Origin of the sequence: Myroides gitamensis (assembly GCF_029894455.1) — a bacterium.
Taxonomy (GTDB): domain Bacteria; phylum Bacteroidota; class Bacteroidia; order Flavobacteriales; family Flavobacteriaceae; genus Flavobacterium; species Flavobacterium odoratum.
This window is the reverse complement of the sequence record NZ_JARYHN010000001.1, coordinates 2,632,469-2,656,611: the sequence shown is the minus strand read 5'-3', so window position 1 is coordinate 2,656,611 and position 24,143 is coordinate 2,632,469. Positions and strand designations below refer to the sequence as shown.

General features: G+C 35.4%; 15 protein-coding genes and 2 tRNA genes. 6 read left to right on the top strand and 11 right to left on the bottom strand.

Annotated features, from left to right (window positions below):
- Window positions 1-72 precede the first annotated feature (72 nt).
- The 6 genes from M2306_RS11770 to M2306_RS11745 form a co-directional block, all read right to left on the bottom strand.
- Window positions 73-1,464 carry a RagB/SusD family nutrient uptake outer membrane protein gene (locus tag M2306_RS11770; protein ID WP_259187765.1) on the bottom strand — a complete coding sequence of 464 codons (1,392 nt, stop codon included), beginning with the start codon at window positions 1,462-1,464 and terminating at the stop codon, window positions 73-75.
- Window positions 1,465-1,476: 12 nt separating this feature from the next.
- Complete coding sequence (locus M2306_RS11765; RefSeq protein WP_259187766.1) at window positions 1,477-4,593, bottom strand: SusC/RagA family TonB-linked outer membrane protein; 3,117 nt, start codon at window positions 4,591-4,593, stop codon at window positions 1,477-1,479.
- A 624-nt stretch (window positions 4,594-5,217) separates the two neighbouring features.
- Window positions 5,218-5,303: transfer RNA gene (locus tag M2306_RS11760), tRNA-Leu, on the bottom strand.
- Window positions 5,304-5,320: 17 nt separating this feature from the next.
- Window positions 5,321-5,393 (bottom strand) — tRNA-Gly (locus tag M2306_RS11755).
- Window positions 5,394-5,602: 209 nt separating this feature from the next.
- On the bottom strand, window positions 5,603-8,203 hold the full coding sequence (gene mutS / locus M2306_RS11750; protein WP_259187767.1) for a DNA mismatch repair protein MutS: 2,601 nt from the start codon (window positions 8,201-8,203) through the stop codon (window positions 5,603-5,605).
- Window positions 8,204-8,281: 78 nt separating this feature from the next.
- Window positions 8,282-8,794: an FUSC family protein gene (locus tag M2306_RS11745; protein ID WP_259187768.1), complete on the bottom strand. Its 513-nt coding sequence runs from the start codon at window positions 8,792-8,794 to the stop codon at window positions 8,282-8,284.
- A gap of 200 nt (window positions 8,795-8,994) precedes the next feature.
- Between M2306_RS11745 and M2306_RS11740 the strand changes: the two genes are divergently transcribed.
- Window positions 8,995-9,522, top strand: a complete 528-nt coding sequence (locus M2306_RS11740; protein ID WP_259187769.1) for an RNA methyltransferase — start codon at window positions 8,995-8,997, stop codon at window positions 9,520-9,522.
- A gap of 43 nt (window positions 9,523-9,565) precedes the next feature.
- Here the strand turns inward: M2306_RS11740 and folK are convergent, their stop codons facing one another.
- Window positions 9,566-10,702 carry a 2-amino-4-hydroxy-6-hydroxymethyldihydropteridine diphosphokinase gene (folK, locus tag M2306_RS11735; protein WP_259187770.1) on the bottom strand — a complete coding sequence of 379 codons (1,137 nt, stop codon included), beginning with the start codon at window positions 10,700-10,702 and terminating at the stop codon, window positions 9,566-9,568.
- Window positions 10,703-10,828: 126 nt separating this feature from the next.
- Here folK and sppA point away from each other — a divergent pair, with 126 nt between their 5' ends.
- From sppA to M2306_RS11715, 4 genes are all read left to right on the top strand, one after another.
- A complete protein-coding gene (gene sppA / locus M2306_RS11730; protein ID WP_259187771.1) occupies window positions 10,829-12,589 on the top strand; it encodes a signal peptide peptidase SppA in 1,761 nt (586 codons plus the stop codon).
- Window positions 12,590-12,678: 89 nt separating this feature from the next.
- Complete coding sequence (locus M2306_RS11725; RefSeq protein WP_259187772.1) at window positions 12,679-15,321, top strand: AsmA-like C-terminal region-containing protein; 2,643 nt, start codon at window positions 12,679-12,681, stop codon at window positions 15,319-15,321.
- 148 nt (window positions 15,322-15,469) lie between these two features.
- Window positions 15,470-16,087 (top strand): DUF6088 family protein, encoded by a 618-nt coding sequence (locus M2306_RS11720; RefSeq protein WP_259187773.1) that lies wholly within the window; start codon window positions 15,470-15,472, stop codon window positions 16,085-16,087.
- A complete protein-coding gene (locus tag M2306_RS11715) occupies window positions 16,077-17,078 on the top strand; it encodes a nucleotidyl transferase AbiEii/AbiGii toxin family protein (protein WP_259187774.1) in 1,002 nt (333 codons plus the stop codon). Before M2306_RS11720 ends, M2306_RS11715 begins: the two co-directional genes overlap by 11 nt.
- A gap of 37 nt (window positions 17,079-17,115) precedes the next feature.
- Here the strand turns inward: M2306_RS11715 and M2306_RS11710 are convergent, their stop codons facing one another.
- Complete coding sequence (locus M2306_RS11710) at window positions 17,116-17,913, bottom strand: DUF2797 domain-containing protein (RefSeq protein WP_002989977.1); 798 nt, start codon at window positions 17,911-17,913, stop codon at window positions 17,116-17,118.
- Window positions 17,914-18,021: 108 nt separating this feature from the next.
- Between M2306_RS11710 and M2306_RS11705 the strand changes: the two genes are divergently transcribed.
- Window positions 18,022-19,533: a GH3 auxin-responsive promoter family protein gene (locus M2306_RS11705; protein WP_115092490.1), complete on the top strand. Its 1,512-nt coding sequence runs from the start codon at window positions 18,022-18,024 to the stop codon at window positions 19,531-19,533.
- Between the two features lie 68 nt (window positions 19,534-19,601).
- On the opposite strand, the gene M2306_RS11700 is transcribed toward M2306_RS11705, so the two are convergent.
- From M2306_RS11700 to M2306_RS11690, 3 genes are all read right to left on the bottom strand, one after another.
- Window positions 19,602-19,829 (bottom strand): hypothetical protein, encoded by a 228-nt coding sequence (locus M2306_RS11700; RefSeq protein WP_002989980.1) that lies wholly within the window; start codon window positions 19,827-19,829, stop codon window positions 19,602-19,604.
- 127 nt (window positions 19,830-19,956) lie between these two features.
- A complete protein-coding gene (locus M2306_RS11695; RefSeq protein ID WP_259187775.1) occupies window positions 19,957-22,113 on the bottom strand; it encodes a S46 family peptidase in 2,157 nt (718 codons plus the stop codon).
- A 715-nt stretch (window positions 22,114-22,828) separates the two neighbouring features.
- Window positions 22,829-24,082 (bottom strand): 3-deoxy-D-manno-octulosonic acid transferase, encoded by a 1,254-nt coding sequence (locus tag M2306_RS11690; protein WP_259187776.1) that lies wholly within the window; start codon window positions 24,080-24,082, stop codon window positions 22,829-22,831.
- Window positions 24,083-24,143: the final 61 nt, after the last annotated feature.

Genomic DNA, 24,143 nt, shown 5'->3' with positions numbered 1-24,143 from the left:
AAAGATTTAAATACATGAAAAAGCCCTAAGTTTGACTTAGGGCTTTTTTTATCGTATCATTCAGTATACGTTTTACTTACGTGCATCTAGTTCTTCTTGTGGAATAGGTAATTGGAAGCGTTTATCTAAAGGAGCGATGGATAATTTGGTGCGGTGATTTCCCGTACGATTAATGCCTCTTAATAGTCGCTTCGCATCAAACCATTCTACACCACATTCGCCATATAATTCTTTTCGTCGTTCGAGTAAGATAGCTTCCAATAAATCGGTACCGCTGGCTGTAGTTGCTTGTGCGGCAGTATCTCTATTTCGGCGGATATCATCAAGCAATTTACGTGCGTTGGTTTCATCTCCTAGATGGTAAGCGGCCTCGGCATCAATCAAAATAAGCTCTGGATAACGAAGAATAGGAATGTCAGATTCAAAAGTAAACGTAAATTTAGAAGTTACGTATTCTTGCCAATCACCTGCTGGTTTCTCATAAAAATTTGAAAATAAGTTGCGGACATCCGTAGCACTGAATTGTTGTACAAAAGCATCATTAATGAACGTACCATGGTAAGCCACGGCCACATGATCCATCATGGCATGAGGGTGTGAACGATAGTAAACGGTTTGGTCCGCGCTTTGTGGTAAAGCCCATAACCATTCTGCTGCTTGGATAGAAGCAAAGCCCTTGTTATAGTCTTCCGCGCGTAATACTTCAAGAGGATGCCCACCGTAGGCTGCTGCTGCATTTTTCTGCGCCAATTCCCATTTTCCTATGTATTGATATACTTGCGCTAAAAACGCTTGTGCTACGGCTTTATTGATGTAGGATTTATTTTCTCTTTTTTCATCTAAAAGAGTAGTGGCTTCTTCTAAATCCGTTACAATGCGACTGAAAAACTCCTCTTTCGTGGTAAAGGGAGCTGGAGTAGCCGTAGGTTCGGTATAAATTGGAGGGAAATTAGAGTGTTCTGGAGATAGATAAGCATCTCCAAATTCAATAGCGAGCTGAAAATAGTAATAACCTCTAAGTGCTAATGCTTGCCCGATTAAGGTGTTTTTATCTTCTGAACTGATTTTAGTACTCGCTTTAACCCCTTGAATTAAGTTGTTAACTTGATCGATGATTTTATAGGGTAATCTCCATGAAAATATAGCTCGTGTCCCGGTACTTACATAGACTTGATGATCGTAATCATCATCAAACCAGATTTGTTTTTGGATTAAATCTGCTCCTTTTACGCTTCGGGCAAATAAAATGCTATGAAGACCTGATGCTTCGTCGTTAATCATTGACATCCTTTGTAATCTCAAAATGCCCGATAGAAAAGAGGTTGCTCCTTCTTTGCTCCCAAAAACAATGTCGGGAGAAATACTATCTTTAGGTTGAGGTTCATCTAAGAAATCAGAGGAACAACCCAGAAGACTACTAGATAGTATGATTAAAATAATTGCTTTTATAATTGATTGTATCATGTGTTTGCGCTTTTAAAAATTAATATTTAATCCAACCGAAACAGTAGCAGATAAAGGAACGCGATAATTCGTCACGCCATTAATTGCTTGTTCTGGATCAATTCCTTGATGCGATTGGAAGGTCAATAAATTTTCCCCTTGTATATATACTCTCGCTTGCTTGAGTTTTATTTTACTTAAACGATCAACCGGAAGGGAATATCCTATTGTTAGGGCTTTCAAACGGAGATAATCATTTTTGTATAAAAATCGTGTTGAAGTAGCAGCAAAATTATTAGAAGCATTCAAGATGATTGGCGTGTCTGTAATATCCCCTGGTTTTTGCCAACGATTTTCCAAATCTGGTGAACTTTGATATCCTTTAGAAATTCCCCCCATTAAACTAGCGTAATCATTGTCGTAGATATAACCACCTAAACTAAAATTGAAAAAAGCACTAAAGTCAAAGCTTTTATAAGACAGACTTGTATTGAAACCTCCCACAACTTTAGGCAGGGCCGATTGTTTGTAATAACGAGTCGCTTCATCATAGTCTTTTGTCGTTTCTCGTCCCGTTACTTGTCCCTGAGCGTCTAATACATCTTTATACCACATTCCATATCCGTCATTTGGATCTACACCTGCCCATTCTCTAAGGTAAAAGTCATAAAGTGAACGACCTTCTTCCCAACGGTTTAGACCACTAATGAAACTGTCTTGCGTTAACGATTTAATTTTATTTCTGTCGATTGAAAAGTTTAGTGATGTATCCCATTTCCAATCCTTTGTGCGGAGAAGGTGAGTGGTTAAACTCACTTCTAATCCGTAGTTTTCAATAGTCCCTGCATTCGATAGTAACTCAAGATTTCCTGTAGAAGGTGCTTGTGGAATCGCAAATAACAAATCAATAGAGCGCTTTTTGTAATAATCTACAGAACCTTCAAGGCGATTGTTAAACAAACTGAAATCAAGCCCGACGTTGAAAGAAGCGGTTTTCTCCCAAGTTAAATAAGGATCAGTTAAGTCTCCCAATACAACACCAGGATTGTCCAATTGATTATATCCCGTTTCGAATAATCTCAAATAAGGAAAATATTTATCTTTTAGGTTGTTGTTTCCTAATTCTCCATAGGAAACCCTTAGTTTAAGTAAGTCGATATACGAAAGATTGGCTAGGAAATCTTCAGAAGAAACAATCCAGGAACCTCCAATAGAATAAAAATTTCCTGCCCTTACAGATTTGTCAAAACGCGTACTTGAATCACGTCTGAAAGAACCTTCTATAAAATACGCATTGTTGTAATCATAGCTAACACGCCCTAAATAACTCGTTAAACGATCTTCTACCTCGTATCCTTCAATGCTTTCTAAAGCTGTACCACTGCCAATTTCAGTATTTCCAGGTAGATATCCCGTAGAAGAAGCATGAAACAAATCTTGTTTAAAACGATAGGCTTCAACAATCCCATCGGCTGCAAAATGGTGATCATCGATAACTTTGTCATAGTGTAACGCATTGATAAAGTTAATCGTTTCAGAAGTGTCCTTTGTTTTTTGAACACGCCCTTTGACGCTAGAGGCTTGTCCATATTGTGCATTGTTGTATTCTTTTACGTTGTAATCGTATTTTTCATAAGATAAGTTGGATTTAAAATAGAGTCCTTCAGTCAAATCAACTTTAGCAAAACCATTCCAACTGAGTGAAGAACGACGGTTGATGGTGTTATTATTAAATAAGATACCTACCGCATTTTCACCACTCATAATCGGACGAACACTATTAACGTCTTTGCTTGAGGCATTGCCGTAGTCGTAAATTTTCCCTCCAGTTGGATCGTAAACTAGTTGCCCTTTGGCATCTCTTTTATACACAGGGAATACACTAGGCATAGCGTAAATCCAATTCATCGGGCTATACAAGTTGGTCCCGCTTTGGGTAGGGAAGTTCTGATTGGAACTAGCATACGCTGTATTGGCTCCTACTTGCAACCAATCTGTAATCTGACTTTCTAGATTTAAACGAACTGTTGTACGTTCAAAATTAGATGTCTTAATCATTCCGTCTTGGTTGAGGTAGTTGGCAGATAAGAAATAGGTGGTTTTGTCACTTCCGCCAGCAATATTAAAGTTATATTCATTTCTGAACGCTTGATTTCGCTGTAGTTCTTTTTTCCAATCCGTTTCCCATAACAACGGATCCTTAACCGTCCAGTTACCATTATAATCAACAGGTTGATTGGTCCCAAAAGGATTATAACCAAAATAACTGACTAATCCATCAGAGGCATTTTTTCGTGCAATTGCTTCTTCTTGCCCTAATACATATTGGTAATTGTTTTTTCTTCCTTCCCAAAGATAGGTGGTGTATCCTTCGGTATCCAATACGTTATGTGTGCGTACAGCATCAAAGGCAACCCCAGAGCTTAATTTGACTTGTACCTCAGGTTCGCTGTTGCGCTTTCCCATTTTTGTTTTGATTAGAATCACCCCATTAGAACCTCTAGAACCATATAGGGCAGTAGAAGAGGCATCTTTTAGTATATTGATTGCCTCAATCTGATCCGCACTAATCGAATTGAGGTTTCCCGAATAGGGAGCCCCGTCTAAGATAATTAGCGGATCTGCTGAGGCGTTAATAGAACCTATTCCACGTACTCGTATGGTTGGACTTTCACCTGGCTGAGAACTTGAATTGATGATGTTTACTCCAGCTACCGTTCCCTGAAGCGCGGTTACCACAGAAGTAGCTACTTGTTTGTCTAGAACATCACTTTTGATTTGACTAATGGCACCTACTACGGCTTTTTGTTTTTGTGTACCATACGCTACAATAACAACATCATCTAGATGAACCGCATCTTCGAGTAGAACAACATCAATAACACTTTGCTTGTTTACTGGGATGGATTGGGGTTTAAATCCTATATAATCGAAGTACAATATATCTCCTTCATTGACGCTGAGACTATATCGTCCATTTAAATCTGTTTGTACCCCATGTGTGGTGTTGGATACAATAACCGAAACACCAGGTAGTGAATCTCCGTTTGGCTCACGTACCACACCTGTTACCGTTATTTGTTGGGCTACCGCTATATTGCATAGCAATAGCAAGCTACCTAGGAGTAGCCGAAGTTGAATACTTTTCATTTTCACTAAAAATTTGATTATTTTTAGCAGCATATCATGGACTATCGTTTTTTGCTGCTTAAAAAACGATACAAAAAAAAGGAGGCTCTACCAAAGCCTCCTTTTCTGTTTTGTAGAACAAAAAATAATAAAGCTTTGCTTTCGTTAAGACATACACATAGTTTCCATTTTCATAGCAAAAGGAGACCATAGGAGTTGCATATTGTGTAGTGTCGAAAAAGCGTTTATTATTTTCTGCATGTTATTTAATTTTTTATGAGGAACAACAGTGCAAAGGTATGTGTTGGTTTTTTTATCTGCAAAAAATAATAAAATAAGGGTAAATTAACTTTAAATGGTGTTTTTTAAAGATAAAATATGTTTTTAAAAAAGACGAAAGGTATTGAAAAAGAAAAAATAACTAAAAAAACGGTTTTATCTCTAGCCGTACTTTACTCGTTACGTCTCCTTTTGAATGGCTTTCAGTCAATAAAGATCGAAGAAAAGAGAATTTGTTTTATGATGTTAGTATAGGGGAAATGGAAATTCGCTTTTATTCTTTGTTTCTGTTTATCTCTGATAGTGCTCTTAAAAACAAAACAAGCTAAAATAAAAAAAGTCCCAAGCGTTAACTTGGGACTTTTGTACTCGAGGCGGGACTTGAACCCGCACGAACATTACTGTTCACTGGATTTTAAGTCCAGCGTGTCTACCACTTCCACCACTCGAGCGTGATAAAAAACTCTCGAGCGAAAAACGGGGTTCGAACCCGCGACCTCAACCTTGGCAAGGTTGCGCTCTACCAACTGAGCTATTTTCGCAAGCGTTTATATGATCGTGCATTATTTCTGTAATGCGAGTGCAAATGTAAAACATTTTTTTACTTGTGCAAATACGCAATTACAATATTTTTTTCTATTTTTTTTAAGCATTTGGCAGTCAGTGGATAATCAGCTAAATTATTTTAAAAAAAAATCGACTTACCCCAAGGAGTAAGTCGAATATCTAGTTTTTTTGTATTATTTTTTACTTATTGAATCATCTTTTTGAGCTCATGTAATTTCATCAAAGCCTCTACTGGCGTTAAAGTATTGATGTCAATGACGGATAATTCATCTTTCAAACTACTGAGTAATGGATCATCAATATTGAAAATACTCAATTGTAAATCTTGTTCTACTGGTTTCAGTTGTACATCTCCATCCTTGTGATGAGTTTTTTCCAATTGTTTCAGCATTTTTTGTGCGCGATTAATAACAATTTGAGGCATACCTGCCATCTTAGCTACGTGAATACCAAAACTATGAGCACTTCCGCCTGGAATCAGTTTTCGAATAAACAGAACATTGTCTTTTAGTTCTTTAACGGAAACGTTGTAGTTTTTGACTCCCTCAAAATGCTCTTGCATATCATTTAATTCGTGATAGTGCGTAGCAAATAAAGTTTTCGGTTTAGAAGGATGTTGATGTAAAAATTCAGCAATTGCCCAGGCGATAGAAATACCATCATAGGTACTCGTTCCACGGCCAATTTCATCCAATAAAACTAAACTGCGATCGGAAATATTATTCAAAATAGAAGCGGTTTCATTCATCTCTACCATAAAAGTAGATTCTCCCATCGAAATATTATCAGAAGCTCCTACACGAGTGAAAATTTTATCTACAACTCCCATGCGAACAGCTGCTGCAGGTACAAAACACCCCATTTGAGCTAGCAGTACAATTAAAGCCGTTTGGCGTAAAATAGCAGATTTTCCCGACATATTAGGTCCGGTAATCATGATGATTTGTTGGGTCGAATTATTTAAAAATACATCGTTGGTTATATAAGGCTTATCAAAAGGCAATTGTTTTTCGATTACAGGATGACGGCCATCTTTAATTTCTAAGTCATAGCTATCATCGAGTACTGGACGTACATAATTGTTTTCTAAAGCCAATTGAGCAAACGAAGACAAACAGTCTAGTTGAGCTACTAAATGCGCATTTAATTGTACCGGTTGGATGTATTGCCCACACCATTGAACAAACTCATCGTAAATCTGACCTTCAAGCTGACTGATTTTTTCTTCAGCCCCTAAGATTTTATTTTCGTACGCTTTTAGTTCTTCCGTAATATAGCGTTCCGCATTGACTAGGGTTTGTTTGCGAATCCATTCGGCAGGTACTTTATCTTTGTGCGTATTGCGTACTTCGATGTAATATCCAAATACATTATTGAAAGCTATTTTTAACGAAGGAATCCCGGTATTTTGGCTCTCTCTTTGCTCCATTTCATCGAGGTAGCTTTTACCTGTAGATGAAATATTGCGCAACTCATCCAATTCCTCATTAATGCCAAAAGCAATGGCATTTCCTTTGTTAATGGCCACAGGAGCATCCGGATGAATCGTTTGAGCAATGCGCTCTCGCAATAAACCACAATCATGCAGTTGATCCCCAATAATTTTTAAGGAATCATTTTTGCTTTTTAAGGCTTGTTCTTTTAAAGGGATAATAGCATCCAAAGACTCTTTTAAGAATAAAAGCTCTCGAGGGGATACTTTCCCAGTTGCAATTTTAGAGGTTAACCGCTCTAAATCGGATATTTTTTTAATCTGCCCTTGAAAAAAGGCAAGTGTATCTTGTTTCTGTGTCAATAACTCCACAATTTCATGGCGTTCTACTATGCTTTTCTTCTTTTTTAAAGGAAGAGCCAACCAGCGTTTGAGTAGCCTTCCACCCATAGGAGATAACGTTTTATCAATGACATCCAATAGGGTTATGGCATTGAAATTACTGCTTTGGTAAAGCTCTAGATTTCGGATAGTAAAGCGATCCATCCACACATAAGCATCTTCCGCTATGCGTTGAATGTTTGAAATATGTTTGATACGCGTGTGTTGGGTCTCTGAAAGATAATGTAATACAGCACCACACGCAATAATACCATCAGTCAAATCTTCAATACCAAATCCTTTTAATGAATTGGTTTGAAAGTGTTTGGTTAAGGATTCAAAAGCAAAGTCTTCTTTGAAAACCCAATCATCTAAAAAGAAGAGATTATAGGCTGATCCAAATTCCTGTTGAAAGGTAACTTTGTTGCTTTTTTGTACTAGAATCTCACTTGGATTGAAGTTTTGTAAAAGCTTATCCATGTATTCTGCATCACCTTCTGAAGTAAAAAACTCTCCTGTTGATACATCCAAAAAAGCAATACCCAAGGCTTTTTTGGTAAAGTGAATCGCACACAAAAAGTTGTTGGATTTGGATTGTAAGACTTCATCATTCAAGGCAACACCTGGGGTTACCAATTCCGTAACTCCTCTCTTTACAATTGTTTTTGTCATTTTAGGATCTTCAAGCTGATCACATATTGCAACGCGAAGTCCTGCTTTGACTAATTTGGGTAAATAAACATTAATAGAGTGATGAGGAAATCCTGCCAACTCCGTTTCACTAGAAGATCCAGCGCCACGTTTGGTTAAGGTAATGCCTAAAATTTGAGCCGTACGAATAGCATCCTCTCCAAAAGTTTCATAAAAATCTCCTACGCGAAACAACAAACAAGCATCTGGATATTTAGCCTTTATTTCGTTGTATTGCTTCATTAATGGAGTTTCTTTTGTCGCTTTTTCTTTCGCAGCCATATTTTGTGTTTTTAGGTATTTAGACGAAGGTACAAATATACAGTAAGATTAGCGAGATAGCTAAAAGAGAAAGATTTTTTACGATAAAGGAAGGTCGTAATATCGCTTCAATCGACGGATTGGCATGGAGGTTAGAATAACAACCATTAAACCAATTAAACAGCCAATGGTTACCGCTAAGAAACGCATTAAGGGAGTCATTTCTGTCAATCCAGTACTCTGTTGAACTAGAATAATAACCAAAGCGACAAGGGCTACACGAGCCATGTTTAGGATTTTGAAAAAGTAGCAAATTAGAATTGTCAAGACAATACCAAAAAGAATGACATACAAATTAGGGGTGTGAATTTCCAAACAAATTAAACCCACAACTGAACCAACCAAATTGGATTTAAAGCGCTCAATAGAGAGCTTTTTTGAATTCTGTCCCTCTGGTGAAATGACTAAAATAATCGAAATAATCGTCCACAAGGTTTCATGATCCTCAAAGTGAATATAAAGATAATAGCCTATGCAGAAACCAAGAAGACAACGAACAGTGTAGATGAGAACAGCAGAGGTAATTACTTTTTTGATTAATTCGTGAAACATATTCAAATTTTAGCCTACAAAAATATTGAACTTCAAAAGGTTTAACAATTAAACGATATGAAAGATTAGTTAAAAATATAGACTTATTTACACCAAACGGAAAGAAGTAATTAAGGAAAGCCCCTTTTTAATTTTCATGGATTAAATATTGGTCTAGTATTAGTTTAATCAATATTTTTGCAAAAATATAGTCCATTATTATGCGAAAATTAGCCAATAGCGAATTAGATAGAAAGAGTGTTGACGAGTTTAAAACATCAGACAAAACACCGATTATTGTTGTATTAGATGATGTAAGAAGTTTACATAACATCGGATCTGTTTTCAGAACGTGTGATGCTTTTTTGGTAGAGAAAGTGTATTTATGTGGAATAACAGCAACACCACCCAATAAAGAAATACACAAAACTGCACTAGGAGCAACAGAAACTGTCGCTTGGGAATATGTCAAGGATGTTGTTGAGGTTGTAGAGCGATTGAAGGCAGAAGGAGTTTCCGTTCAAGCCATTGAACAAGTAGAAAATAGTGTGATGTTGAACGATTTCCAAATCGAAGACGAGCAAAAATATGCGTTAGTATTCGGAAATGAAGTAAAAGGTGTTTCTCAAGGGGTAGTAGATTTGAGTGATGGTGTAATTGAAATACCACAAATCGGAACAAAGCATTCCTTGAATATAGCAGTAAGTACAGGAATTGTCATTTGGGATTTATTTCAGCAAATGCGATAAAAATATAAAAGCTCCAATCAACACAAGGTTATTGGAGCTTTTTTTATGTTGTCAATTTATTTTCAATCTGATTTAAGATTTGGATATAATCTGCTTGATTGGCTACAAAATCTAAATCAGAAATATCAATGACTAATACTTTTTCTGCTGGTAGGGTTTTCATGAAATTGAAATAACCTTGAGTAACTTTATCTAAATATTGTCCTGAAATATCATTTTCATAGGAACGCCCTCTTTTCTGAATATTCTCCAATAAGCGATCGGTATTCTGATAGAGAAAAACATAAAGGTCTGGTTTCGGTGTTTCTTTATACATGATATCAAACACTTGTTGATACAAGCGGAATTCATCTTCCTCTAAGGTGATTTGAGCAAAAATCAAGGATTTAAAAATATAATAATCCGCAATGATAAATTCTTTAAACAAATCAAATTGAGCTAAATCATCCGAAAGTTGAGCATAGCGATCCGCTAAGAAGGACATTTCTAATGGAAAGGCATAACGCTTGGCATCTTCATAAAATTTAGGAAGAAAAGGATTGTCAGCAAAACCTTCAAAAATACTCTTGGCGTTAAAATCTTCCGCAATGCGGTGTGTCAACGTTGTTTTACCGGCTCCAATATTCCCTTCAATGGCTACGAAATTTAATTTGCGTAGGGGATGATTTTGCAAGGGAGCTGATAGTACATCTACTTTTTTGAATGTCGTTTGATCGGTACAATCTTGTACTAATTGTTGGCAGTTTTTTTTGAATATAGGGTGAACCCAGTCTAATTGCAAATCAGCCATGGGTTGTAACACAAAAAGACGCTCTTGCATCAACGGATGAGGAACCACTAAATTGGGTTCTTGGATGATTGCATCGTTGAACGCAATAATATCAATATCAATAATTCGCGCTGCATAACCCGTCTGTTGATGACGAATGCGGCCTAACTTTTTTTCTGTTTCTAAGATTTTAGCAATAGCAGTTTGTGCATCTAAAAGGGTATGAAGAACTAGGGCACAGTTAAAAAATGGCTCACTTTCAAACCCCCATGCAGGAAATTCGTAAATAGGAGATACAGTAATAACAGTTCCTATTTCGTTATTTATCAGGTCTATAGCTTTATTAAGGTTTGCTTTTTTGTCGCCTTGATTGGTTCCAAGGGATAAAACCAGCGTATTTTGCGTATTCATGGGACAAAAGTAAGTAAAAGAAATTTTAATTAATGCTAACTTTGTAGGAGATATTGAATGAAAATAAAATACTTATTTTGTAACATTTGTTCGATAGCGTATACTAATCCAGTAAAATAGAATACTATGAAGTTTTTAAGAAATTTATTAGCAACATTACTAGGACTGTTCATCTTTTTCGGTTTGTTGTTTTTTGGTTTAATTGTCTTTGCTGCCGTAGCTGGAAGCTCAGATAAAGTAATCGTGAAGAATAATTCCGTTCTTACCTTAGATTTATCAACCGTTCAATATGATTACGGTGGAAAGTTTAGTTATAAAGATTTCAACTTTAGCGACGAAAGTAAAGACGGTGTTTCGAATGTATTGATGGCAATAGAACAAGCAAAAGAAGATGACCGCATCAAAGGAATTTCATTGCTCAATAACGTTTCTTCTTTAGGATTTGTACAACGCAGAGAAATTAGAGAAAAATTACAAGACTTTAAACAAAGTGGAAAATTTGTAGTGTCTTATGCTGATACGTTTTCACAAGGAGAATATTACCTGAGCTCTGTTGCAGATACAGTATACGTAAACCCAGTAGGAGGGGTTGATTTCCGTGGGTTATCAACAGAAATCTTATATCTAAAAGGATTGCAAGATCAAACAGGGGTTCACATGGAAGTGATTCGCCACGGAAAATATAAAAGTGCGGTTGAGCCTTATTTAGAAAAACAAATGAGTGAAGCCAACAGAGAACAAATTACAGTTTTCTTGAACTCTATTTGGGGAACCTTCGTAAACGATATTTCGAAAAGTAGAAATATTTCTGTAGATAGTTTAAATGCTATCGCAACGAACTTAGCTGCTCGTACACCAGAAAGAGCATTACAAGTAAAATTGGTGGATAAAGTAGCGTATGAAGATGAATATCACGCTGGAATTAAAAAAGCATTAGATCTTGCACAAGATAAAGAATACAACAAAATAGATGTATTAGAATACATCAAAGCAGGTGCACCAAGCACGAAAAAAACAACAACAGATCAAATAGCCGTAATCTATGCTCAAGGACAAATCTTGAATGGTGAAGGGAATGTGAGCTTTATTGGAGAAGGATCTGTGAATAGAGCATTGAGAAAAGCACGTCAGAATGACAAAGTAAAAGCAATTGTATTGCGTGTAAATAGCCCAGGAGGAAGTGCTTTAACATCGGAGTTGATTTGGAGAGAAATTGAATTGACGAAAAAAGTAAAACCTGTAATTGTATCTATGGGAGATTTAGCGGCTTCAGGAGGATATTATATTTCTTGTGGCGCTGATCGTATTTTTGCTGATCCAGCTACGATTACGGGATCGATTGGAGTATTTGGTATGTTGCCAAACTTTAGCACCTTAGCAACCAAATATGGTGTGAATGCAGAACAAGTAAAAACACATCAAAATGCAGCTTCTTATAGCCCATTCAGAAAAGTAGACGAATCGTTTAAAACGGAAGTAACAGAAAGTATCGAATTTATTTATGAGACTTTCGTAAATCGCGTAGCGGCTGGTCGTGGAATGACATTTGAAAAAGTAGATGAAATTGCACAAGGACGCGTTTGGACAGGTGTAGATGCTTTGGAAAAAGGATTAGTGGATGAATTAGGAGGATTAGATGCAGCAATTGCTTATGCGGCAAGTAAAGTAGAAATCGAAGATTACAACGTCGTTAGTTATCCAGAATACGAATTAAAATTCAATGATTTATTGCGCAACTTCTTAGGTGCATCAATCATGCAAACACAAGATGAATTGCTGAAAGAAAAAATCGGACAAGAGAATTTTGAAATGATGGAGCGATTAAATTACTTTAATTCACTAAAAGGAGCACAGGCAATCATGCCTTTCGAAATTAAGATTCAATAGGTTAAGATTTACCTAATATAGGAAAGAGTCAACTCATATCATTTGAGTTGACTCTTTTTTTTGTTATTTTGTATGAAAATTAAATGACTATGAAGAAAAAAGTTGGATTATGGATTGGTGGAGTTGTACTGGGGATTTTCCTCTTACTACTTGTCGCTCCATTTTTATTTAAAGGAAAAATTCAAGATTTAGTACTCAAAACAATCAATGATAACCTAACTGCAACGGTGTCTTTTGATAAAGTAAATTTGAGTTTATTAAAGAATTTCCCGAAAGCAACCGTAACGATTGATGGGCTGACGATTGTCAATACAGCGCCTTTTCAAGGGGATACATTATTGCAGGCACAAACCATCGGATTGCAGATGTCTGTCATGGAATTATTCAATGGAGCAGATAAGCCGATGAACATCGAAGAAATCTTACTAAAAGATGCAGCAATCCATGTTTTAGTGAATGAACAAGGCATTGCCAACTACGACATCGCATTGAAAGATGAAGAGGATAAAGAAGAAGAGGAGGATAAAGAAGATAAACCATTCTCTCTGGCTCTGCAACATTATCAAATTGAAAATACGAAGATTACTTACACGGATTTAAGTTCAAAAATGCAGTTTGTTATTGACGAGTTTAATCATGAAGGAAAAGGAAATTTAACCGCTAATGTTTTAGATTTAGATACAAAATCAAAGGCGAAGGTCTCTTTTGTGATGGACGGAACTGCTTTCTTGAATCAAGTACAGCTGTCTTTGGATGCTATGATTGGTATGGATATGGATCAACAGATTTACACCTTCAAAGAAAATAAAGCATTGATTAATCAACTGCCTTTACAATTTGATGGAAAAGTTCAACTGTTAGAAGAGGGGCAGGCTTTTGATTTGTCTTTCGCTACACCAGATTCAGACTTTAAAAACTTTTTAGGATTAATTCCCGAAGCATATGCAGGAGGGCTGAAAGGGGTAACAACAACAGGTGAATTTAAAGTAGCAGGGCAAGTGAAAGGAAATCTAACGGAAACGACTATTCCTACATTAGCGATTGAAATGGCTGCGAATAAAGCTTCATTCAAGTACCCTGATTTGCCAAAAGCAGTAGAGCAAATTGTATTGGATATGCAAATCATGAATAAAACAGGGCTAATGAAAGATACCTATGTTGATTTGAATAAGCTGTCGTTTAAAATTGATCAAGATGTATTCAATGCAAGTGCGAATATTAAAAATATCACAGAGAACCCTATCGTAGATGCTAAGTTGAACGGAATAATCAATTTAGCCAATGTGACAAAGGCTTATCCAATACAAATGGACGTTCCTTTAACGGGAATTTTAAAAGCCAATGTAGCAACGAATTTTGATATGAATTCCGTAGAGAAGAGTCAGTATCAAAATATTAGAAATGCAGGGGATATTAGTTTGACAAATTTCCATTTTGCATCGGATGCCATGGCCAAGCCATTGGATATCAAAGAGGCAGCGATTACATTTAATCCGAATTTTGTCAGCTTGAATAAATTTGCTTTAGTTACAGGACAAACGGACGTAGCAGCAGATGGACGTTTGGATAATTTGTATGGATTCTTATTCAATAAACAAACGTTGAAAGGAAATTTTAATGTTCGCTCAACAAACTTTATTCTAGCGGATTTATTAAAAGAGGATACAGCTCCTACAACAGAGAAAGCAAAAGAAGAGCAAGCACCTGCGGCAAAGACAGCAGAATCGTTAAAAATTCCTGCTTTCTTGGATTGTACTTTGAATGCAGATGCTAAAACCGTGGTGTATGATAATCTAACGTTGAAAAATGTAAAAGGTCGCCTGATTGTAAAGGATGAAACAGCACGCTTAGAAAATATGACAACAGATATATTCGGAGGGAAATTGTTATTTGCTGGGGATGTATCAACCAAGGGAACACAACCTAAGTTTGCTATGGATTTAGGACTGAAAACACTCGATATTAAAGAGACATTTACTCAATTTGAGTTCTTGAAAAAGATTGCGCCTATAGCGGGAATTATCGCAGGAAATATTAATGCTAACATCAAATTAGATGGACAATTGGCAAGCAGTGATTTTTCTCCTATAATGAATACGCTTTCTGGGGATCTTACGGGTGATATCTTAAATTCACAAGTCAATGTAGCAAATTCAAAGTTGTTGTCTTCTTTAGATTCAGCGGTGAAGTTTGTTGATTTAAGTAAACTTGATTTGAATAATAAGCGTATTCACCTGAAGTTTAAAGATGGGAAAGTACAAGTTTCTCCTTTTGATTTGAAAGTCAAAGACATGAATGTTCAAGTTTCTGGAGAACATGGTTTTGATCAACAGATGAATTATACGTTAGATTTTAAAGTACCTGCTAAAATGCTTGGTTCTGATGTAGCGAATTTATTGACTAAATTAAGCCCACAAGAAAGCGCGAAATATGATGCTATTCCTGTAAAAGTTGGATTGACGGGTGATTTTAGTGCACCAAAGGTAGGAACGAATATGAATGAAGTCGTAACAAACCTGACCAAACAAATAGCAGAAGATCAGGCAAACAAATACTTAGATAAAGGAAAAGATGCATTAAAAGATCTCTTGACTGGTGGAAATAAGGACAAAGACAATACTACAGGAGAGACTACGCCAGAAAGTGAGAAAAAGAAAAAAGAAGCCGAAGAAACGGTAGAGAAAATAGGAAAAGGATTGAAAGATCTTTTTGGTAAAAAGAAAAGTGAATAACGAAAAAAGCGAATAACAAAAAAAGGAAGCTGTACAGCTTCCTTTTTTTATTCAATATCAAGTTGAAATAAGGCTTTTACAATTGTAAATTAAAGAGTATTTTGTCACAAATTTGTATTATTTTTGTTACATATTAAAATGTAATTTTATGTCTTACTCAATTCATAATCAAATAGAAAATAAAATTATTAAATCATCGAAACGCACTATTTTTTTTGCAGATGATTTTGTGAAATACGGTACATCTGACAATATTCGTCAGGTGCTTTTTCGTTTGGAGAAAAAACAATGTATTGAGAGACTTGCTACAGGAATTTATGTAAAACCCAAGCGTGATACAGTACTAGGGGCAATTTATCCAAGTGTTGAAGAAATTGCAAAAGAAGTAGCAAAACGCGATAAAATTAGAATTGCTCCAACTGGAATTATGGCTCAATATTTGTTAGGATTAACTACGCAAATTCCGCTGAAAGCAGTTTACTTAACTGATGGTTCTCCAAGAGAAATTAAAATCGGGAATCGTATACTTCTTTTTAAACGTACAGTGCCTAAAACTTTCGAAATAAAAGATCAATTGCTTTATCTTATTGTTCAAGCTTTTAAAGCAAAAGGACAAGAAGAAGTAACTCTTTTATTTTTGAAGCAAATTACACCTGCTGTACTAAAAGTTGATAGAAAGATGATACAAAGTCAATTGAGATACGCTCCAGTATGGATTCAAAAAGAAATTAATAGACTTTATTATTCCAATGCGTATGTGGATTGATCTAAAAAAAGAACAAAAGAAGAAGGTATTAGAACAAACAGGAAATTTTTATGGTTTACCTATTTTTGCTATAGAAAAGGATTGGTGGGTTACTATTTTATTAAAAGCTATTTTTCAGTCGAAATACACGGAATTTATTTTTTTTAAAGGAGGTACTTCATTGAGTAAAGCGTATCATCTGATTGAGCGTTTTTCAAAGGACATTGATTTAATTCTTGATAAAAGTTTATTGGGCTTTGATGTGGTCAATTCAAAGACAAAAATAAAGCAATTAAGAAAAGCCTCAGGGCATTTCATTATACATGAGTTTAGAGAAGAATTGATTCGTCAATTAGAGTTGTTAGGGATTTCTTCGAGTTCATATGAAATTAGATACCAAAATGAGGTAAATGATATGAGCGATCCTATGGTTTTAGAAGTGTATTACGTATCTGAAATTCCAGAGGTTGTTAGTTATATCCAAAAACGCGTAATCTTAGAAATAGGAGCTCGATCTCTGACAGAACCTGTTGAATCAAAATTAATTTCTTCTTTTATTGATCAGTATTATACTAAACAGATTTTTTCAATACTTCTCTTTAATGTACGTGTTGTTGTTCCGACACGGACTTTTTTAGAAAAAGTTTTATTGCTACATGAGGAGTTTTTAAAACCGACTGGTGTAATAAGAGTTGAAAGATTAAGTAGGCATCTTTATGATTTGGATAAAATCATGCAGTCTAGTTATGGAGAAGAAGCCTTAGCAAATAATGAATTATTTGAATTAATTGTAGCACATCGTAAAATAATGAATCCTATACGGGGTATAGACTATTTGAATCACAAAAAAGGAAAACTGAGTATTATACCACCTGATGAGGTGTTATCGAATTGGAAATCGGATTATGAATTGATGCAAGAGAATATGATACTAGGGCATAGTTTAGAATGGAAAGATTTGCTTCAAAGAATTAGAACAATAGAAAATCGATTAAATGCTAGATTAGAATAAAAAGAGGTTATCCTAGACGAAGAATAACCTCTTTTTTTTATTCAATATCAAGTTGAACAACATACCCTTCATACGTTCGAATATTAAAAACAGTACCATCTTCGAATAGTAAATACTGTCCTTTTATTCCTTTTAAAACGCCTTGATAGGTTGGTGTTTTATCTAAGTTTAAACTTTTGATTTTTGTAGGAAATTCTAGTACAGGATAATTCAATTCATACAAATCAGCTGTTGTTGTATCAAAGAAAGGCTGTACTTCTACTGGGAGTTTATCTGCTAGAGTATTTCTAATAGCAAGTAAATCCGTTGTAATAGTATCATTTTGCAACATTTTGCGCCAATTGGTTTTGTCCGTAAAAAGTCCTTTTAACGCAACTTCCGTTATTCCAGCTAAATAGCGGTTGGGTACTTCAACAATTGGGATAGCACTTGAGGCGCCTTGATCAATCCAACGCGTGGGAACTTGCGTTTTTCGAGTAACACCTACTTTCACATCGCTAGATGCAGCCAAATAGACAATATGAGGTTGTAATTGAACCTTGCTTTCGTAGTCCAAATCGCGATCTGCAATGCCTAAATGAGCGGTACTTAATTCGGGACGCATAATCCAATCACCTACTGCCGGACTTGCATAAAAACAGTCATAACAAAACCCTTGACGGAAGATTTTTTTGTGTTGCCCACAATTCAAACATTGATAATCGACAAATGAAATCTTCAGTTGACGATCTAATACTTGATTCAAATTGATGAAGTTATTTTGAAAGACTAAATAGTATTCAATAGGGCTGCTCCATTCCGTTTGCATTTTGTTTAAAACTCCTTCGTATAGCATAAATAAAAGTGTTATTTTTGGGTAAGGAGTAAAAGTACAAAAACAAATTTTATTGTTTAGATTCTCTTTTTACAAGAAAAAGGAGTTTACTTTATTAATAATGTATATATGGCGCTGACAATTGTTAATTCTATTGCTTCATGGATTCTCAAGAAGAGAATTCATCAAATAGATTTATTTCGAAAGTACCCAAATGAGGTACAAAATGATGTTTTTTTAGGTTTGATTAAAGCCAATGAAAAAACTTTACTAGGAAAGCAATATGATTATGCTAGTATTAAAAATTATGAAACATTTGCGGAACGTGTGCCCATTTATACCTATGAAGAATTTGAACCTTATATAGAAAGGGCGAGGAGAGGGGAGAACAACATCTTTTGGTCTGAACCGATTCGATGGTTTGCTAAATCAAGTGGTACAACCAATGCAAAGAGTAAATTCATCCCAGTTAGTAATGAAGCACTAGAAAACTGCCATTATAAAGCAGCCAAAGATTTGTTGTGTTTGTATCTCAACAACAATGAAAATTCACAGCTATTTACAGGTAAAGGACTGCGTTTAGGAGGAAGTAAACAGTTGTATGAAGACAATAATACCATCTTTGGAGATTTATCGGCAATCTTGATTGATAATATGCCTTTTTGGGCTGAGTTTAGTAGTACTCCTTCCAATAAAACATCATTGATGGCAGAATGGGAAACCAAGATGAATGCCATTATCAAAGAAGTTCAAAATGAAAATGTAACTAGTTTTATGGGAGTGCCTTCTTGGATGTTGGTGCTTTTCAATAAGATTATGCAAGATACGGGCAAGGGAAGCTTATTAGAGCTATGGCCAAATGCGGAAGTATATTTTCACGGCGGGGTAAGTTTTGAACCTTATAAAGAGCAATACCAGAAATTGTTGCCAAGTGGTGATTTCAAATACTATGAAATATACAACGCATCAGAAGGGTTTTTCGCTATTCAAGATCAAAATGGCTGCAATGAACTGTTGTTGATGCTAGATTATGGTATTTTCTATGAATTTATTCCGATGGATACTTTTGGAACAAGTGCACAGCGAATCGTTTCTTTACGCGATGTAGAATTAGGGAAAAATTATGCCATGTTAATTACGACGAATGCCGGATTGGTACGCTATCTGATTGGGGATACCGTTCGTTTTACTAGTTTATTGCCCTATCGAATTAAGATTACAGGTAGAACAAAGCATCATATCAATGTATTTGGCGAGGAATTAATGGTGGAGAATACAGATCGAGCCTTAGCGAAGGCTTGTTCATTGTTTCAAGTAGAAATTGCTGAATATACCGTAGCACCTATTTTTATGGTAGGTAAAGAAAAAGGAGCGCATGAATGGATGATTGAATTTACCAAAGCACCACAAGATTTAAACAAGTTTGCTGAAGTATTAGATAAATGTATCCAGGAAGTGAATTCCGATTATGAAGCCAAGCGTTATAATAATATGACATTAAACCCTTTGGTCTTACATCAAGCGCGCCGAGGATTATTTTATGATTGGCTGAAAGGGAGTGATAAATTGGGGGGACAGCACAAGGTGCCTCGTTTATCGAATGATAGAAAATTGATAGAAGAATTAATCGCTTTAAATTAAAAAGCGAAACGCATATAAAAAAGAAAAGCCCTCACCTAGTGAGAGCTTTTTTTTATTGCTAGCTAAAATTATTTAGCAACTTCTTCTGTAGCTGGAGCTTCTTCTGTAGCTGGAGCTTCTTCAGTAGCTGGAGCCTCTTCAGTTACAACTTCTTCAGTTACAACTGTCTCAACTGGAGCAGCTACTTCTTCTGTTGTTACTTCTTCTGTTGCAGGTTCTTTTGCAGTATCTTTACAAGAAACAAAAGATACACCCATCATAGCTACTAAAGCAATGCTTAATGCGATTTTTTTCATTTTACTAAAGTTATAAAAGTTAATTATTAATTCGATACAAATATAGAAAATATTTCATTCAACAATTTGTTTTTGTAAAATATTTTTCTATAAAAAAATAATTTATAATACACTGTAAATCAGTGTGTTATTTTTTGTTTTTTTTAGGATTTACCAATTTCATCTCATTTATCAGGTGTTTTGCATCTGCAAACTTGTCGATAATGAATAAAATATAGCGTGCATCTACCATAATGTTTCTACAGATAGCTGGATCATAATAAATGTCACTCATCGTTCCTTCCCAAACGCGGTCAAAATTTAACCCAATTAAGTTTCCGTGCGCATCAATAGCTGGACTTCCTGAGTTTCCTCCTGTTGTGTGGTTAGTTGCAATGAAGTTTATAGGTAGTTTACCGTCTTCTGCATAAGCACCGTAATCTTTAGCTTGATATAGTTCAACTAATTTTGCTGGTACATCAAACTCATAATCCCCAGGAACATATTTTTCCATGATTCCATCTAAATGAGTAACAGGCTCATAATAAATAGCATCTTTTGGTGCATATCCATCTACTTTACCATACGTAACACGTAGTGTACTGTTTGCATCAGGGAAAATTCTAGCATCAGGATAAAGTTCTAATTGCGCTTTCATATAGGTACGCTGTAATGCTTTAATCTCTAAATCTAAAGCCTCATATTGAGGTAAAATAGCGGTTTGATAATTCTCAATTAAGCTTTTAGCAAAAACATAGCCTTTATCAGCTAATAAAGCAGCTTTGACTTGTTTTGCATCTCCACTTAATAGTTCTTTTAGCCCTTCATACGAAGTTAATTTACTGTTGGTGTAAATGTCCTTTGTTAAAGAAGCTACATCTGCTTGTTGTAATTCAGGAGCTAAATAAGCTTTTGGTGCTTTCTCCTTATATAAGGTTACAATAGCTTTGAATACATCTTGATCAACATCTTTGTTGTAATTTTTGTAGAAACGCTCTTGTGAACGCAACAAGTTTGCTTTTCTACTTTGGAATTGAGTTTCATTGTTTAATGCGCTTTCAACACCATACACACGCCAAGCTGCTGCTAATAATTCTCCATTGCGCAAGGCTACTTCCATGAAGTAATCTCTACTTAATGAATAAGGAGCAATCTGTTGGTATAATTTTTCGAATTGAGGTAAAATCGCAGTGTACTCTTTTGCGTTTTTGCTCTTCTTTGCTCGTACAATAAAATCTTGTTCGAATGCTTTTTTCGCTGCTACAGCATTACTCTTTTTCAATCCTTGACTTTCTCCAATCCACTTTTTCCAGTAGTTGGCAGTACCTGCATATTTAGAAGCATATTGAATTTTAATCGCTTGGTCATTACGCATGTATTCATCTGTAATTTTTAAAGCAACATCGCGTACTCCAATTTTAGCTGGGTTCAAATCATTGATGATTTGCTCGATAGCATAAGAAGGTAAATATTCTTGTGTTTGACCTGGGTATCCAAATACCATAGTGAAGTCATCTTGTGCTACTCCATCTAATGAAATAGGGAAGAAGTGTTTCGGTGTATAGGGTACGTTGTCTTTTGAATAAGCAGCTGGACGGTTGTTTTTATCTGCATAAATACGGAACAAAGAAAAATCTCCTGTATGACGTGGCCATACCCAGTTATCTGTGTCAGATCCGAATTTACCGATTGATGAAGGCGGAGCTCCAACTAAACGCACATCTTTAAAGGTTTCTGTAACAAATAAAATGTATTGATTTCCTTCATAGAAAGATTTAATCTTGTTCTCTTGCCAATCCTTTTTCGGGAAGGTAGCAACAGTACGCGAAATGTTCGCGTTGATTTTTTCTTGTTTTTGGGTTTCAGTATCTTTTGCTTTTATTCCATGCATGACTGCACTTGTCACGTCTTCAATACGCACAATGAAAGTAACTTCCAAATTGTCGTTTGGCAATTCTTCTGCTTGTGATTTAGCCCAGAAACCATCTGCTAAATAATCGTGCTCTACTGAAGAGTGTGCCTGAATTTGACCATATCCACAGTGGTGGTTTGTCAATAATAATCCTTGAGGAGAAATAACCTCTGATGTACATCCACCATTAAAGTGTGGAACAGCATCTTTCATGCTTGAATTATTCACATCATAAATATCCTGAATGGACATTTTCATTCCTAAGGTCGTCATTTCCTTTTCATTCATTCCCTCTAGCAAAGAAGGAATCCACATACCTCCTTGTTGTGCATAAACAGGAACAATAAGAAGTGCAACGAGCAGTTTAAATGCGTTTTTAAGTCTTAAGTTCATAAAAGTGTTCGTTATTTTTTTATTTCAGGCAAGATACAACTATTCAGGTAATAGGAGCTACGGTTTGCGTATCCATCCACTATTTTAAGTGTATTTTGAGAAAAATAAACACCGTGTTAAATGCCGATATGCCGTTTTATTCGATTTTTAGGAAAGAGTAGTGCGAAAAATAGAACGATAGTTTAGAATTGTTGTTTTTACTATAATGATGGAGGTAAACGGACGATGAGCAGTGATGAACGCTCATTTTCTTACTGTGAGATTCAGCAAAATAAAAGTGATAATCTAACTGTGAAAATAGAAAAGGAAAGATGGACTAGGGATGTTAAAAAAAAATCGTTTTCCCAAGGCTTTATAAGATAAGTAAAGGAAGTGGGAGCCTAGGTAAAGATTGAGATCGTTTAAAAAATAAATAATCTTAAGGTGCGAGTTTAATTTAACAAATAGTACTAAAGGTGTTGTGTGAATCAATAATTTGCCTTATATTGCTCGTTCGGTATTCATATAATTTTTATATACCTCTAACTTTCTATAAGTTACCTATAGTGTAATTATTAATTCATATTATAAAAGGTAAGTAAACAAAAGTGTTTACTTACCTTTTTTTCGTTTTATTGGCAAGAGCCAACTTCACTTTTTTCAAGTTATCAACAATTCATTGCTAAGGTAATAGAATGTAATGTTAATAACTTTTTAATGAATATAAAAATATTTTTTATTGTAACTTATTGAATACGTGGTTGTATATCTTGTTTGTTGCATCTTTATTACTTAGAATAAAGGTAGAGCTGATGTGATTTAATTCACAACGCAATGTGTCATTTGTTAATAACTCGGTCAAATTGTTAATAAAGTCGACTTCATTGTTAATAACTATACAACTGCCTAATTGAATTAAGTCTTTAGCTTCTTGAAACTTCTTGTAATTCGGACCAATTAGAATAGGAACCCCAAAAGTGGCTGCTTCCAAGATGTTGTGAATACCCGCTCCAAAACCACCACCTACATAAGCTATTGTAGCATAGCTATAGGCTTTGGTTAACAAACTATAGGCGTCAATAATATAGACCTGCGTTTGAGCTAAATCGGTCGCACCTGGAATATAGTTGGAATGGAGTTGTTTGGGTTTCTCAATAGATTGATAGAGTTGATTGATCTGCTCTGGTTTAATATTGTGTGGAGCGATGACAAATTTGAGGGTGTCATCCTGTGTTTGATTGATGTAATCAACGATGATCTTTTCATCTTGTGGCCATGAACTCCCCACTACAATTGTCTTTTTGGTTTTACCCTGTGTTAGTTCTTCTAAAAAAGCCAAGGTATTATCGTTTTCTAAAATCTGACTTACGCGATCAAAACGCGTATCACCAACTACGGTACTATTGTTAAGTTGAATAGAGGCAAGAAGCGCACGTGATTCTTCATTTTGAACGAAGAAATAAGTGAAGGCATGCAAGGCATTTCTGTAAAAACCACCATACCATTTAAAAAATACCTGATTGGGTCTGAAAATGCCAGAAACCAAGTACGTTTCAATTTGTTGTTTTTTTAGTTGATTGAGGTAATTTGGCCAATATTCATATTTGACAAAAAAAACTTTTTCTGGGTGAACGAGTTTCAAAAAGGCTTGAGCATTGCTTTTTGTATCCATAGGAAGATACAAGGTCGCATCAGCGATGGTGTTATTTTTTTTAACTTCATATCCTGAAGGAGAAAAGAAGGTTAAAACAATTTTATGTGTAGGAAATTGTTGCTTCAGTTTTTCCATGATTGGTAAACCTTGTTCGTATTCTCCCAAAGAGGCTACGTGAATCCAAAAGACGCGATCGCTAGGTTGAATCTGTTCCTTTAAAATAGCAAAAGAAGCTTTTCGTCCTTGAACAAATAAGGTAATCTTTTTATTAAATAAGGCAATCAGATGCAAGACTGCAGTGGCGATATGAATAAGTAGATTATAAAGAAATAGCATAGGGAATAGTTTATCTAGCGAAATTACGTTTCTTTTAGTAAAGAAAAGATTTTTGAAGTAA